This is a genomic window from Pseudorhizobium marinum (assembly GCF_000705355.1).
Classification (GTDB): Bacteria; Pseudomonadota; Alphaproteobacteria; order Rhizobiales; family Rhizobiaceae; genus Neorhizobium; species Neorhizobium pelagicum.
On the sequence record NZ_JMQK01000002.1, the window covers coordinates 83,556 to 97,025 of the forward strand.

Genomic DNA, 13,470 nt, shown 5'->3' on the forward strand with positions numbered 1-13,470 from the left:
CCCTATCGCGTCAGCCCCTCCAGCTCCAACCCGAAGGCCTTGATGCGCGATGCCAGCGTGGTCGGCTTCATGCCGAGAAGGCGCGCGGCGCCGCTGGGGCCGGATACCTTGCAGCCGCAGGCCGTCAGCGCCGCGACGAGGTTGTTGCGCTCCAGGTCGCGCAGTTGCGCGTCCGTCAGGATTTCGTCCGCCGCAGGCTTCTGGTTCGCCCGGGTGGCCGTCACCTCTCGGCGATGCGTGTCCGGGAGGTCGATCGTCAACCGCCCGTTCTGCGAGAGGATGGCGGCCCGTTCGATGACGTTCTGAAGCTCGCGCACATTGCCCGGCCAGTCGTAGCGGCAGAGCTCGCGGATATCGGCTTCCGAAAACCGCAGGTCCATGCGCTTCGACTGGCTTTCGCGATCAAGGAAATGCTGCGCCAGCAGCGGAATGTCGTCGCGCCTCTCGCGCAAGGGCACGGAGACGATCGGGAAGACGTTCAGCCGGAAATAGAGGTCCTCGCGGAACTGCCGACGCTGGACGGCCTGCTTCAGATCGCGGTTGGTCGCGGCGATCAGGCGCACGTCGACGCTGCGGGTCTTCTCCTCGCCGACCCGCTCGAAGACGCCCTCCTGCAGGACGCGCAGGAGCTTGCTCTGCAGTTCCAGCGGGATCTCGCCGACCTCGTCCAGGAACAGCGTGCCGCCGTCGGCAAGCTCGAAGCGGCCGATCCGGTCGCGGATGGCGCCGGTGAAGGCTCCTCTGACATGGCCGAAGAACTCGCTTTCGAAGAGTTCGCGCGGGATCGCCGCGCAGTTCACCCGTATCAGCGGCCGGTCGCGGCGGTCGCTCGCCTCGTGGATGGCGCGGGCGATCAGCTCCTTGCCTGTACCGGACTCGCCGGTGATCAGCACCGTCGCGCTGGTGGGCGCCACCAGATGGATCTGCCGCAGCACCGCCTGGACGGGCTCGGACGCGCCGACGATGCCGGAAGCGTTCATCTCGATGCGGATTTCTTCCTGCAGGTAGGCGTTCTCATGCTCCAGCCGCTCGCGCAGCTGGTCGACCTCGGCGAGCGCTGCCCGCAGGCGGCTGTCGGCCTCGCGGCGCTCCGTCACGTCGCGGAAGACGATGACGGCACCGACGATGACGTTACGGTCGCGGATCGGGGTGGAGGTATATTCCACCCAGACCGGTGAGCCGTCCTTGCGCCAGAAGACCTCGTCCACGACGGTATGGACCGCACCATCCCGGAAGGCGGCGTAGATCGGGCAGTCCTCGTGCGGGTAATGGGTTCCGTCGGGCCGCGTGTGGTGCATGATCGAGTGAATGTCGCGCGCCACCAGCTCCTCGGCGCTCCAGCCCAGCATGCGCTCGGCCGCGGGGTTGACGAAGGTCGTCTTGCCCTCGGCATTGACGCCGTAGATCCCCTCCCCTGCGGCGCGCAGGATCAGGCGGTTTTCCCGTTCAATGTCGCGAAAGACGCGCTCGGCCCGCTGCCATTCCGTCAGGCCGCCGCCCATGAAATCGTCCGCTGCGGCATCGATGGAGCGGCGCCGGCGCTCCTGCAGGTCGTGAAGGCAGACGATGATCAGCTGCCGGCTGCCGTCGATCGGCAGACGCGAACCGATGTATTCCACCTCCACCTCGCGGCCCGTCGCATGCCGCGGACGCAGCGTCGTCGTCCAGTAGGAGCCCTTGTCGAGGATCGCCTGGGTGAAGACGATGAGGGTCGGCACCTGCCCGTCGTGCAGCTCCGTCACCGTCATCTGCAGAAGTGCCGCATGATCATAACCCAGGAGACGGCAGGCGGCGGAATTGGCGGCCAGCACCCGGTCCGCCATCGGATCGAAGATCATCTCCGGCTGCGGAGACAGATCGAAGATCGAGCCGGTGAGCGCCTGCGTCATGACGAATTCTCGTGAAATTGAGTTACGAAATCTCGTGTATCATGAAATGTCGTGACCCGCCACCCGAACCTGCTGCGCACGGAACTGCCTACCGATCAACGATCTCGCGGCGATCGGCCTACTTGGCACGCCCATTGCAAGGATGGTTCCAGTCAATGGCACAAGGGGAACAGTGCAATGTTCGATAATCCATTTGATGCGCGTACCGTCTTTCGATCCGGCTGCAACTGCGGCCGCCACACAAGCCAGAGCGAACACGACCAGCAGATGCGGGCGCAGGAGGTCTCCTCCAGCACCGACAAGCAATACGAGAACGTTGTGGCGACCGCCGTTCTGCGCGCCATGTTTCCGCAGGACGCCTCGCGCCGCGCCTTCCTGAAGGCGGTCGGCGCCGGCACGGCGGCGGCGGCCGTGGCGCAGTTCTTTCCGCTGGCGACCGCCACGGAAGCCTTCGCCGACACCGGCCCGATCGAGAAGCCGGACCTGAAGGTCGGCTTCATTCCGATCACCTGCGCCACGCCGATCATCATGGCCTCGCCCATGGGTTTCTACGAGAAGCACGGGCTGAACGTCGAGGTCATCAAGACGGCCGGCTGGGCCGTCATTCGCGACAAGACGCTGAACAAGGAATATGACGCCGCGCACATGCTGTCGCCGATGCCGCTCGCCATCAGCATGGGCATCGGCTCCAATCCGCAGCCCTATGCGATGCCGGCCGTCGAAAACATCAACGGGCAGGCCATCACGCTGGCGATGAAGCACAAGGACCGGCGCGACCCGAAGGACTGGAAGGGTTTCAAGTTCGGCGTTCCCTTCGACTATTCGATGCACAACTACCTGCTGCGCTACTATCTGGCCGAACACGGCATCGATCCGGACGCCGACGTGCAGATCCGCGCCGTGCCGCCGCCGGAGATGGTCGCCAACCTGCGAGCCGAAAACCTCGACGGCTTCCTCGGCCCCGACCCGATGAACCAGCGCGCCGTCTATGACGGCGTCGGCTTCATCCACATCCTGACCAAGGACATCTGGGATGGCCATCCGTGCTGCGCCTTTGCGGCATCGAAGGAATTCATCGACACGATGCCCAATACCTACAGCGCGCTCCTGAAGTCGATCATCGACGCGACGGCCTATGCCCATGAGGCGGACAACCGCAAGGAGATCGCGGCCGCCATCGCGCCGGCCAACTACCTCAACCAGCCGGAAGTGGTGCTGGAGCAGATCCTGACCGGCACCTTCGCCGACGGCCTCGGCAACATCGTGCAGCAGCCGAACCGCGTCGACTTCGACCCCTTCCCGTACCAGTCGTTCGCCGTCTGGATCATGACCCAGATGAAGCGCTGGGGACAGGTTGAGGGCGACATCAACTACGACGAGATCGCCGCCCAGGTGTTCCTCGCCACCGACACCTCGAAGATGATGGAGGAGCTCGGCATGACGCCGCCGAAGGAGACGAACAAGACCTTCGTGGTGATGGGCAAGACCTTCGATCCGGCCGAGCCCGAAGCCTATCTCGACAGCTTCGCCATCAAGAAAGTGAACTGAGGTGACCGCATCCCTTCCCGTGCGGGCAGCGCTGCTGTCGGCTCTCATCCTCGCCCTCTTCCTCGCTGCGTGGCACCTTGCCACGCAGTCGACGGGGCCGGTCGCGGACATGGACCCGGAATATGCGCGGCTGATGGGCGCCACGGCGACCACCGGGGTCTCGGCCATGCCGGGGCCGCTGGATGTCGGCGTAAAGCTGTGGGAGCACCTCAGCGATCCCTTTTACGACAATGGACCGAACGACAAGGGTCTCGGCATCCAGCTGGGCTTTTCCATCGCCCGCGTGCTGCTCGGCTATTCGCTGGCGGTCCTCGTTGCCATTCCGCTCGGCTTCCTGATCGGCATGTCGCCGCTCGTCAGCCGCGCGGTCGATCCCTTCGTGCAGATCCTGAAGCCCATCTCGCCGCTCGCCTGGATGCCGCTTGCGCTCTACACGATCAAGGATTCCAACATCTCGGCGATCTTCGTCATCTTCATCTGCGCGCTCTGGCCGATGCTGATCAACACCGCCTTCGGCGTCTCTGCCGTGCGCAAGGAGTGGATCAATGTCGCCCGCACGCTGGAGGTCGGTCCGATCCGCCGCGCCTATGCGGTGATCCTGCCGGCGGCCGCGCCAACAATCCTGACCGGCATGCGGATTTCGATCGGCATCGCCTGGCTCGTCATCGTCGCCGCCGAAATGCTCGTGGGCGGCACAGGGGTCGGCTACTTCGTCTGGAACGAGTGGAACAACCTTTCGATCACCAATGTGATCATCGCGATCCTGGTGATCGGCGTGGTGGGGATGCTGTTCGACCAGATCCTCGCCCGCCTGACGCGCCTCGTGACATTTCCGGAGTAGCCATGAGCAAGTTCATTTCCATAGAGGCGATCGCGCGTCGCTATCCCGGCAAGCCCGGCTCGCCGCCGACGACGATCTTCGACGACCTCTGGCTTAGCCTCGACCGCGGCGAGTTCGGCTGCGTCATCGGTCACTCGGGCTGCGGCAAGACGACGATCCTCAACATCCTTGCTGGTCTTGATGCGCCGAGCGAAGGCGAGGTCATCGTCGACGGCCAGGCGATTTCGGGCACCAGCCTCGACCGCGCCGTCATCTTCCAGAGCCATGCGCTGCTGCCCTGGCGCACGGTTCTCGGCAATGTGGCCTTCGCCGTCTCGTCCAAATGGCCGAAATGGACGCGAAGCCAGGTTGCGGCGCATGCCGGGAGCTTCATCGATCTCGTCGGCCTCTCGGGCTCCGAGCACAAGCGCCCGTCGGAGCTTTCGGGCGGCATGAAGCAGCGCGTCGGCATTGCCCGGGCGCTGTCGATCACCCCGAAGATCCTGCTGATGGACGAGCCCTTCTCCGCGCTCGATGCCCTGACCCGCGGCACCCTGCAGGACGAGGTCCGGCGCATCTGCCTGGAAACCGGGCAGACCTCGCTGCTGATCACCCATGATGTCGACGAAGCGATCTATCTCGCCGACAAGATCTTCCTGATGACCAATGGCCCGGGCGCCGTGCTTGCCGAAGTGGTCGCCAATCCGCTGCCGAAGGACCGCACCCGCGTCGATCTGCACCGGCACCCGGACTACTACCCGATGCGCAACCACATCGTCGATTTTCTGGTCACCCGCAGCCGGACGTTCCGCGACACGGTTCCTGACCACGACCCGCGCAAGGTTCCGGTCGTCAGTCCGAGCGCTTCGGTCGACGCCCCCTTTCCCAATCCCGCTGCGGCAGCCGTCCTCAGCTGACCCTCAAGCTTCACCAAACGATAGGAGACACCCATGAAGCGCGAAGACCTCACGGAAAAACTGCTCGACATCAAGCGCGAGAAGGGCTGGACCTGGAAATACATCTGCGAGACGATCGGCGGCTCCTCGGAGGTGCTGATCGTCGGCGCCATCCTCGGCCAGATGAAGCTTGCCAAGCCGCAGGCGGAAAATGCCGGCGAGCTTTTCGGCCTGTCGCGGCCGGAGATCCGCATGCTCAATGAAACGCCGATGCGCGGCATGCCGATGCCGCCCACCGATCCGCTGATCTATCGCTTCTACGAGCTGGTGATGGTGAACGGTCCGGCCTGGAAGGCTCTGATCGAAGAGGAATATGGCGACGGCATCATGTCGGCCATCGACTTCGACATGACCATGGAACGGCTACCCAACCCGCGCGGCGACCGCGTCAAGATGGTGATGTCGGGCAAGTTCCTGCCCTACAAATATTACGGCGCGACCGGCAATGTGCCGGAGTATGGTTTCAAGGAAGAATAGCCGCCATCACCTTCGGTCCGGCCGAGGCGCCGGACCGAAGCCATATTTCTGGGAGGAGAAACAGGATCATGGTGAAGCTCGTACCGCCTTTCACGCTGGACACGGCAACGGCCAAGGTGCGCATGGCCGAAGACGGCTGGAACAGCCGCGACCCGCAGCGGGTGTCGCTCGTCTATACCCCCGACAGCCGCTGGCGGAACCGCACGGATTTTCCGGTGGGACGCGCCGAGATCGTCGCTTTCCTCACCCGCAAATGGGCGAGAGAGCTGGACTACCGGCTGATCAAGGAGCTGTGGACCTTTGCCGACAACCGCATCGCGGTGCGCTTTGCCTACGAGTGGCACGACGACAGCGGCAACTGGTTTCGCTCCTACGGCAACGAGAACTGGGAATTCGACGCCGAGGGCCTGATGCAGCGGCGCTTCGCCTCGATCAACGACATGCCGATCGCCAGTGCGGACCGCAAGTTCCACTGGCCGCTCGGACGCCGCCCGGACGACCACCCGGGTCTTTCCGACCTCGGGCTCTGACCGATCAACCTAGGCCGCCGTCTCCGGGATCTTCGCCTTGACGAAGACATCGTAGCGGGTGCTCTTTCCGAGGATCTGATAGGAGGGCTTGCGCACGCCCGGCATCGGCTCGCCGCGCAGGGGCCACTTCAAGACGACACGGTATTGCGCCGCCTCCAGCGCGACCTGCATGAGCTCGACGGAATCGGAATCCGTGCCGACGATCTCGCGGATCAGCCGCATCTCCTTCTTCACCAGGGCCGTCTTGTCGCGCGGTGGGTGCATGGGATCGATCAGCACGACCTGCGGGTTCAGCTGCGGCAGCAGAATGCGGGACTCGCCATGGATCAGCGTCATGCGGGCGACCGTTTCGGCGTAGCGCCCGCCTTCCGCCCGCGCGCGCTCGAGGCCTTCAGCCAGCAGATCATGCATGACCTCGGACCGTTCGACGAGGGTGACGCAGGCGCCGAGCGAGGCCAGGAAGAAGGCATCGCGGCCAAGGCCGGCGGTGGCATCGACGATCTCTGGGGTCACGCCGCTGGCAAAGCCGGCCGCCTTCGGCAGGTCCTGCCGGCGCCCCTCGCCGGCGCGAAACCTATGGCCGACGGCGCCGCCGACGAAATCGACGATCAGGGGCGTTTTCTCGAGTTTCTGCACCGGTGTCCGTTCTCAGAAGGGCGTGGGGGCCGTGAAGGTGACCTCGGACCCGTTAGGATGGCGGAAGCCTAATTCCTCGGCGTGGAGAAGCAAGCGGTCTGCGGCGGCGAGCGCCTCCCCCTCGGCATAGAATTCATCGCCGAGAATGACGTGACCGAGCGCCTGCAGGTGCACGCGCAGCTGATGGGTGCGCCCCGTCTGCGGAAACAGGCGCAAGCGCGTGCAGTTCTCGCCATAGCCGATGACCTGCCACCGCGTCTGCGCCGGCTTGCCGTGCTCAAGATCGACCCGGTGGCGGGGCTTGTTGTGCGGATCGATCGCCAACGGCAGGTCGATCAACCCTTCCGTCTCCGCCACCCGGCCCCAGACCTCGGCGACATAGGATTTCTTCGTGGTGCGCGCCTCGAACTGCGCCGCGACAAAGGCGTGCGCCCTGCGGTTGCGCGACATCAGCACCACCCCGGAGGTATCCTTGTCCAGCCTGTGGACGATCAGGGCCTGCGGAAACTCCTTCTGCACCCGCGTCAGGAGACTGTCGGACAGCGCCGGATGGCGCCCCGGCACCGACAGCAGACCGCTCGGCTTGTTAAACACCAGCAGATCCGCGTCCTGGTGGAGGCACGTCAGATAGGGATCCAGCGGCGGATGGTAGATCGGGTCTGCGTCGGGAAGGTCAGCCATGGCGGGCGTTTATCACATTTTGAGTGGTCGGGAAGGTTGCAAGGGTGAATCCAGCAATCCGAAGCACTCTGGCCTTAAGGCCTTGGCTGAGAAGCCAGGATTCGAACCTGGGAATGCCGGTACCAAAAACCGGTGCCTTACCGCTTGGCGACGCCCCACCGTGACCTGTCGTCAGCGGCGGGCAAGGCGCGTCGCTGGCGGGTGGGGCTGCTCTAGCAAAGCTTCGATGCGGCGGCAATCGGTGGCGGGGTGGTTTTTTGCAGATTTCCGGGGCCAGATCATGCTAGCTGCGCCGGCACTTGCGCAACGGACCGCAAGGGTGCGGAGCCTGTGACACCGCGGGTCCGTGGACACGCGCCGAAAGGGACATGCCGATGGCCGAGAAGGACGATGCTGGAGACCCGGAATTCGACCTGACGTTCCAGCCCGCCTACGGGCAGGCGGTGCCGGTGGCCGAGGGTGTAGAACGCCTCACCGTCAACAACCCCTCGCCCTTCACCTTCCACGGCACCAACAGCTATATCGTCGGAGGCTCCTCCGTCGCCGTCATCGATCCGGGTCCGGAGGACGAGGCGCACTTCGAGGCGCTGATGGCGGCGCTGAAGGGGCGCGAGGTGACGCATATCTTCGTCAGCCACACCCACCGCGACCATTCCCCGCTCGCCCGCCGGCTGAAGACGGAAACCGGGGCGCTGACGGTGGCGGAGGGGCCGCACCGGGCGGCACGGCCGCTGTTTGCCGGCGAGGTCAATCCCTTTGCCGAGAGCGCCGACAGCGATTTTGTCCCCGACATCGCCATCGGCGACGGCGAGACGATCGCCGGCGACGGCTGGAGCCTGTCGGCCATCCACACGCCCGGCCATACCGCCAACCACAGCGCCTTCGCGCTCGACGGCAGCGGGCTCCTGTTCTCCGCCGACCATGTGATGGCCTGGGCCACCACGATCGTGGCGCCACCCGACGGCTCGATGGCCGACTTCATGGCCTCCGTCGAAAAGCTTCTGGCGCGCGACGACCGGATGTTCCTGCCTGGCCACGGCGGGCCGGTGCGCGAGCCTGCCTCCTTCCTGCGCGGGCTCAGAGCCCACCGGCGCATGCGCGAGCGGGCCGTGCTGGAGCGGGTGCGGGGCGGCGACCGGGTGATCCCGGACATGGTGCGGGCGATCTACACCCGCACCGATCCGCGGCTTCACGGCGCAGCCGCCCTCTCCGTGCTCGCGCACCTGGAGGATCTGGTGGAAAAGGGGCAGGTGACGAGCGACGGGCCGCCGTCGCTGGCGGGCACGTTCTTCCCGGCCTAGAGGGCATCTGCCGACCGACTCCGTCGGGGGGATGGAACATCCTCTCCCGTCCTGCCGTTGTCTGACCATGCCCGGAGCGACCGCTCCGGTCGCGAATTCACCAGAACAACGAGGTCAGTCATGAAATCGATCCCCTTCGCCGCCGCCATCGTGCTCGTCGCCGGAACCGCCTTTGCCCAGGCGCCCATCACGGCACCGATCGTCGTGCTTCCGGAGGCCGTCCAGGGTGCGGCACCCGGCTATGTCTTCTCCGGCAACCTTGACGATGAAGACGTCTACGGCGCGGACGGCAATGTCATCGGCGAGATCGAAGACGTGCTGCTGAACGTCGACGGCACCGTCGCTGCGGTCGCACTGGAAGTCGGCGGTTTCCTCGGCATCGGTGAAAAGGACGTGCTGGTCGACTGGAGCACGCTGGAAATCACCGCCGATGGCGATGACGACATCCGCGTGACGGCACCGACGCTGACGCGCGAAATCCTGGAAGGCGCCGGCGCCGTCGATCTGGATGCCATCGGCCTCGGCGACGACTGATCTTCAGCCAGCGGGCGATCGCCGGCGTCACGGGTGACGGTGCAGTGGCCCGTCCTCAGCCGCCGGCGATGCCCAGCAGCTCGGCATCCAGCCGATCCAGAAAATCCTCCGCGATCTCGGCGCTCAGCCCGAGGTCGTGGGGGCCGTAGCGGGACGCGACGCGGAGATCGACGGAGGTCGTTTCGGCGTCCTCCCGCAAGCGTATGACGATATCAAAAGGCAGTCCGAGTGCCAGCGTGCGCACCTCACCCTGCAGCAAGACATCTTGCGCAGCTGGCAGGAAGGCATCGTCGGCGTCATCCGGCGTTTCCGCCGTTGGCGCGAGCTGCCCCGGCAGAGTCGGTCGCGGCAGGGGAACGGGCGCCGTGACCGGCAGAGCCCCTTCCTCCGGCAGAACCTCCTCGACATCGTCCACGGATACAGGCGGTGATGGCTCCTGCGGCGCCATCTGGCCCTCACCCTGCCGATCCAGGATGCTGACGCGCGCCGAGAGCGCTGCCGCCTGGACACCCTGCAGGACACGGTCCAGGGCGCCTTCGTAGCGGCGCCCGGTCAGGCCGGGATAGGCGGCAAGCTGCGCACGACGATCGGCGGCGCTGACGGAGGCTGGCCGCACCAGCCATTCCTGGGCGTAGTCCGGACGGGCCAGGAATTCCGGCGGATCCTCGAGATCCGTCGCCACCTCGTAGATCGCCGGCTGCGTGAGGTAGGCGATCGCACCGGCCGCGACCACCGCCAGCGGAACGGCCGCATAAACAAGCGCCTTGGCGGCGGCGATGCCGCCTTCGGCGCCCTTCTGCCAGAGGCGGACGAGACCGATCAGTGCCAGCGGCACGGCGGCAGCGGCGATCGCCGCCGACAGCAGCACAAGGGCCAGCATGTCCGGCGTGCGCAGCGGCCCGAAGCGGTGCCCGATCACGGCCAGCGCAAACAGCAGCAAGGCCGCAAGGGCAATCCGGCGGGCGGCATAGGCGGAACGGGAAATGGGCCGGACAAAGCGGACGGTCATGGAATCATCACAACATCTGGAATTGGCCACTTCATGCGCGCTTGTGTAGAACAGGACGGGTGATATGCAAATCGCATATTGCCCAAGGCAAGGCCGATACGGAGTTCGTCATGCGCCATCATCTTCTCTTCGCTGCGGCGGTGCTGCCGCTCGTGCTGTCCGGCTGCCAGACGGTGACGCCGGAGGAACGCCGCGCCATCGACCAGCGCACCTGCGCCGGCTATGGCTTCAAGCCAGGCACGGATGCGATGGCGCGCTGCCTGCTCGACCTCGATCTCGACCGCCGCGCCGACATGCGCAGCTGGCGCGACCAGCAGAACCGCACCATGTGGGGACCGATGTACGTGGAGCGGCGGGTCATCATCCGCGAAGACTGACGGCCGCGCCGAAACCGGCTGCGGTCACTTGGCCCGACGGCCTGCGATCGCCGCCTGGGCCGCCGCGAGCCGCGCGATCGGCACGCGGAAGGGCGAGCAGGAGACGTAGTCGAGACCGGCGTCCTCGCAGAAGGTGATGGAGGCCGGGTCGCCGCCATGTTCGCCACAGATGCCGAGCTTCAGGTCGGGGCGCGTCTGGCGGCCGCGATCGGATGCCAGACGGATCAGCTCGCCGACCCCATCGAAATCGAGCGACACGAAGGGATCCTGGTCGATGATGCCCTTGCGCTGATAGGTCGGGATGAAGGAGGCCGCATCGTCACGGGAGATGCCGAAGGTGGTCTGCGTCAGGTCGTTGGTGCCGAAGGAGAAGAATTCGGCGGTCTCGGCGATCACATGGGCTCTGAGTGCTGCCCGCGGCAGTTCGATCATGGTGCCGGCCAGATAGGCGATCTCCACCCCCGTCTCGCGGACAACCTCGGCGGCGACGCCGTCGATGCAGGCCTTGACGTAGTCGAGTTCGGCGCGCAGGGCGACGAGCGGCACCAGGATTTCGAGCGTCACCGGCTCGCCCGTCTCCCGGCCGGCTTCGACGGCCGCCTCGAAGATGGCGCGCGCCTGCATTTCCGCGATCTCCGGATAGGAGATGGCAAGCCGGCAGCCGCGATGGCCGAGCATCGGGTTGAACTCGTGCAGCGCCTCGACCCGGCGGCGCAGAAGGCCCGGCTCCATGTCCATGCCCCTTGCGACCTCGTCGATCTCCTCGTCCGACTTCGGAAGGAACTCGTGGAGCGGCGGATCGAGCAGGCGGATGGTCACGGGCAGGCCGTGCATGATCGAAAACAGCTCGACGAAGTCGGATCGCTGCATCGGCAGGAGCTTCACGAGGGCGGCGCGCCGACCGGCCTCGTCCTCGGCGAGGATCATCTCGCGCATCACATGGATGCGGTCACCCTCGAAGAACATGTGTTCGGTGCGGCAGAGGCCGATGCCCTCGGCGCCGAAGGAGCGCCCGGCGCGGGCGTCCTGCGGCGTATCGGCATTGGTGCGCACGCGCATACGGCGGGCCTTGTCGGCCCAGTCCATCAGCCGGGCGAAATCGCCCGACAGTTCCGGCTGAACCATGGCAATGGCGCCCTTCAGGACATGGCCGGAGGAGCCATCGACGGTGATGATGTCGCCCTTCTTCAGGACGATGCCGCCGGGGCAGATCAGCTGTTCGTTGCGCAGGTCGACGCGCATGGTGCCGGCGCCGACGACGCAGGGAATACCCATGCCGCGGGCCACCACGGCCGCATGGCTGGTCATGCCGCCGCGCGTCGTGAGGATCGCTTCGGCGGCATGCATCCCGTGGATGTCTTCCGGACTGGTCTCGACGCGCACCAAAATGACCTTGCGACCGCCCGCCTCCGCCGCCACCGCCTCTTCGGGGGTAAAGACGATTTCGCCGACGGCCGCCCCTGGAGATGCGGGCAGGCCCGAGCCGATGACGGTGCGTTCGACACGCGGATCGATGGTCGGATGCAGCAGTTGGTCGAGCGAGGACGGCTCGATGCGGGCCACCGCCTCCTCCTCGCCGATCAACCCTTCAGCGACCATGTCGACCGCGATCTTCATGGCGGCGCGCGTGGTGCGCTTGCCGGAGCGCGTCTGCAGCATCCAGAGCTTGCCGCGCTCGACGGTGAACTCGACGTCCTGCATGTCGCAGTAGTGGGTCTCCAGACGCTCGCAGATCGCCACGAACTCGCGAAATGTCTCCGGCATCAGCTTTTCCATCGACGGCTTTTCCGAGCCGGATGCCTGCCGGCCCTCTTCCGTCAGCGACTGCGGCGTGCGGATGCCCGCAACGACGTCCTCGCCCTGGGCGTTGACCAGGAATTCGCCGTAGAGCGCCTTCTCCCCCGTCGAGGGGTTGCGGGTGAAGGCGACGCCGGTGGCCGAGGAGGATCCGTGGTTGCCGAACACCATGGCCTGGACGTTGACGGCCGTTCCCCAGGCTTCGGGAATGCGGTGGAGCATGCGGTAGGTGGCGGCGCGCGGGTTCATCCAGCTGGCGAAGACGGCGGCGATGGCGCCCCAGAGCTGCACGTGCGGATCCTGCGGGAAGGTCTCGCCGAACTCCTCCTCGATCATCTTCTTGTAGAGCGCGACCACATGCTGCCACTGGACCGCCGAAAGATCGGTGTCGTAGTCGTGGCCGTGGCGCGCCTTCTCGTCCTCAAGGATCTCCTCGAAGACCTCGTGGTCGATGCCCATGACGACGTCGCCGTACATCTGGATGAAGCGCCGGTAGCTGTCCCAGGCAAAGCGCGCGTCGCTGGCATCATGGCCGAGCGCTTGGACCGTCTCGTCGTTGAGGCCGAGGTTGAGCACCGTATCCATCATGCCGGGCATGGAGGCGCGCGCGCCGGAACGGATCGACAGGAGAAGCGGCTTGGCGCTGCCGCCGAAACTGCGGCCGGTTTCGACCTCCATGGCGGCGATGCCCTCGAGCACCTGGGCCTTCAGGTCCTCGGGCAGGCAGCGGCCATTCTCGAAGTACCAGGAGCAGGCGTCGGCGGGAATGGTCAGGCCCGGCGGTACCGGCAAGCCAAGGCTTGCCATCTCGGCCAGATTCGCTCCCTTGCCGCCCAGAAGGGCGACATCGGCAACGCTTCCCTCCGCCGTTCCGCCACCGAAGCGGTAGGCCCACTTCTTCATTCGACTGCTCTC

General features: G+C 65.9%; 13 protein-coding genes and 1 tRNA gene. 8 read left to right on the top strand and 6 right to left on the bottom strand.

The annotated features are described in order from the left end of the window. Nucleotides 1-2: 2 nt before the first annotated feature. Nucleotides 3-1,838, bottom strand: coding sequence for a sigma 54-interacting transcriptional regulator (locus EO99_RS0102550; RefSeq protein WP_408002858.1), 1,836 nt, complete (start codon nucleotides 1,836-1,838; stop codon nucleotides 3-5). Nucleotides 1,839-2,066: 228 nt separating this feature from the next. On the opposite strand from EO99_RS0102550, the gene EO99_RS0102555 reads away from it, so the two are divergent. From EO99_RS0102555 to EO99_RS0102575, 5 genes are all read left to right on the top strand, one after another. Beyond that, nucleotides 2,067-3,437, top strand: coding sequence for a CmpA/NrtA family ABC transporter substrate-binding protein (locus tag EO99_RS0102555; RefSeq protein ID WP_029617078.1), 1,371 nt, complete (start codon nucleotides 2,067-2,069; stop codon nucleotides 3,435-3,437). A gap of 1 nt (nucleotide 3,438) precedes the next feature. Further along, nucleotides 3,439-4,278: a nitrate ABC transporter permease gene (gene ntrB, locus EO99_RS0102560; protein ID WP_029617079.1), complete on the top strand. Its 840-nt coding sequence runs from the start codon at nucleotides 3,439-3,441 to the stop codon at nucleotides 4,276-4,278. 2 nt (nucleotides 4,279-4,280) lie between these two features. Continuing rightward, a complete protein-coding gene (locus EO99_RS0102565) occupies nucleotides 4,281-5,174 on the top strand; it encodes an ABC transporter ATP-binding protein (protein WP_051679675.1) in 894 nt (297 codons plus the stop codon). Between the two features lie 33 nt (nucleotides 5,175-5,207). Continuing rightward, nucleotides 5,208-5,690, top strand: a complete 483-nt coding sequence (gene cynS / locus EO99_RS0102570; RefSeq protein WP_051679676.1) for a cyanase — start codon at nucleotides 5,208-5,210, stop codon at nucleotides 5,688-5,690. 68 nt (nucleotides 5,691-5,758) lie between these two features. Further along, the gene (locus tag EO99_RS0102575; RefSeq protein ID WP_029617082.1) at nucleotides 5,759-6,220 is read left to right on the top strand and encodes a nuclear transport factor 2 family protein; all 462 of its coding nucleotides are present in this window, start codon (nucleotides 5,759-5,761) and stop codon (nucleotides 6,218-6,220) included. 9 nt (nucleotides 6,221-6,229) lie between these two features. Here EO99_RS0102575 and EO99_RS0102580 read toward each other — a convergent pair whose 3' ends face one another. The 3 genes from EO99_RS0102580 to EO99_RS0102590 all read right to left on the bottom strand — a co-directional run bounded on the left by EO99_RS0102580 (nucleotide 6,230) and on the right by EO99_RS0102590 (nucleotide 7,695). Then, a complete protein-coding gene (locus EO99_RS0102580; protein ID WP_029617083.1) occupies nucleotides 6,230-6,856 on the bottom strand; it encodes a class I SAM-dependent methyltransferase in 627 nt (208 codons plus the stop codon). Nucleotides 6,857-6,868: 12 nt separating this feature from the next. Beyond that, on the bottom strand, nucleotides 6,869-7,537 hold the full coding sequence (locus EO99_RS0102585; protein ID WP_029617084.1) for a pseudouridine synthase: 669 nt from the start codon (nucleotides 7,535-7,537) through the stop codon (nucleotides 6,869-6,871). An 83-nt stretch (nucleotides 7,538-7,620) separates the two neighbouring features. Continuing rightward, nucleotides 7,621-7,695 (bottom strand) — tRNA-Gln (locus EO99_RS0102590). A gap of 216 nt (nucleotides 7,696-7,911) precedes the next feature. Between EO99_RS0102590 and EO99_RS0102595 the strand changes: the two genes are divergently transcribed. Then, a complete protein-coding gene (locus EO99_RS0102595) occupies nucleotides 7,912-8,838 on the top strand; it encodes an MBL fold metallo-hydrolase (protein ID WP_029617085.1) in 927 nt (308 codons plus the stop codon). 120 nt (nucleotides 8,839-8,958) lie between these two features. Then, nucleotides 8,959-9,372, top strand: coding sequence for a PRC-barrel domain-containing protein (locus EO99_RS26205; protein ID WP_051679677.1), 414 nt, complete (start codon nucleotides 8,959-8,961; stop codon nucleotides 9,370-9,372). Between the two features lie 55 nt (nucleotides 9,373-9,427). Here the strand turns inward: EO99_RS26205 and EO99_RS0102605 are convergent, their stop codons facing one another. After that, the gene (locus EO99_RS0102605; RefSeq protein WP_029617087.1) at nucleotides 9,428-10,381 is read right to left on the bottom strand and encodes a DUF1499 domain-containing protein; all 954 of its coding nucleotides are present in this window, start codon (nucleotides 10,379-10,381) and stop codon (nucleotides 9,428-9,430) included. Between the two features lie 110 nt (nucleotides 10,382-10,491). Here EO99_RS0102605 and EO99_RS0102610 point away from each other — a divergent pair, with 110 nt between their 5' ends. Beyond that, nucleotides 10,492-10,758: a hypothetical protein gene (locus EO99_RS0102610; RefSeq protein ID WP_029617088.1), complete on the top strand. Its 267-nt coding sequence runs from the start codon at nucleotides 10,492-10,494 to the stop codon at nucleotides 10,756-10,758. 24 nt (nucleotides 10,759-10,782) lie between these two features. On the opposite strand, the gene ppdK is transcribed toward EO99_RS0102610, so the two are convergent. Next, nucleotides 10,783-13,458, bottom strand: a complete 2,676-nt coding sequence (gene ppdK / locus EO99_RS0102615) for a pyruvate, phosphate dikinase (protein ID WP_029617089.1) — start codon at nucleotides 13,456-13,458, stop codon at nucleotides 10,783-10,785. Between the last annotated feature and the right edge of the window lie 12 nt (nucleotides 13,459-13,470).

What these genes read in the sequence shown, in the direction of transcription:
- EO99_RS0102555 (WP_029617078.1), top strand. Translation starts at nt 2,067, where the DNA reads ATGTTCGATAATCCATTTGATGCGCGTACCGTCTTTCGATCCGGCTGC.
- EO99_RS0102565 (WP_051679675.1), top strand. Translation starts at nt 4,281, where the DNA reads ATGAGCAAGTTCATTTCCATAGAGGCGATCGCGCGTCGCTATCCCGGC.
- EO99_RS0102605 (WP_029617087.1), bottom strand. Translation starts at nt 10,381, where the DNA reads ATGACCGTCCGCTTTGTCCGGCCCATTTCCCGTTCCGCCTATGCCGCC.
- EO99_RS0102550 (WP_408002858.1), bottom strand. Translation starts at nt 1,838, where the DNA reads ATGATCTTCGATCCGATGGCGGACCGGGTGCTGGCCGCCAATTCCGCC.
- EO99_RS0102575 (WP_029617082.1), top strand. Translation starts at nt 5,759, where the DNA reads ATGGTGAAGCTCGTACCGCCTTTCACGCTGGACACGGCAACGGCCAAG.
- cynS (WP_051679676.1), top strand. Translation starts at nt 5,208, where the DNA reads ATGAAGCGCGAAGACCTCACGGAAAAACTGCTCGACATCAAGCGCGAG.
- EO99_RS0102585 (WP_029617084.1), bottom strand. Translation starts at nt 7,537, where the DNA reads ATGGCTGACCTTCCCGACGCAGACCCGATCTACCATCCGCCGCTGGAT.
- EO99_RS26205 (WP_051679677.1), top strand. Translation starts at nt 8,959, where the DNA reads ATGAAATCGATCCCCTTCGCCGCCGCCATCGTGCTCGTCGCCGGAACC.
- EO99_RS0102595 (WP_029617085.1), top strand. Translation starts at nt 7,912, where the DNA reads ATGGCCGAGAAGGACGATGCTGGAGACCCGGAATTCGACCTGACGTTC.
- EO99_RS0102610 (WP_029617088.1), top strand. Translation starts at nt 10,492, where the DNA reads ATGCGCCATCATCTTCTCTTCGCTGCGGCGGTGCTGCCGCTCGTGCTG.
- ppdK (WP_029617089.1), bottom strand. Translation starts at nt 13,458, where the DNA reads ATGAAGAAGTGGGCCTACCGCTTCGGTGGCGGAACGGCGGAGGGAAGC.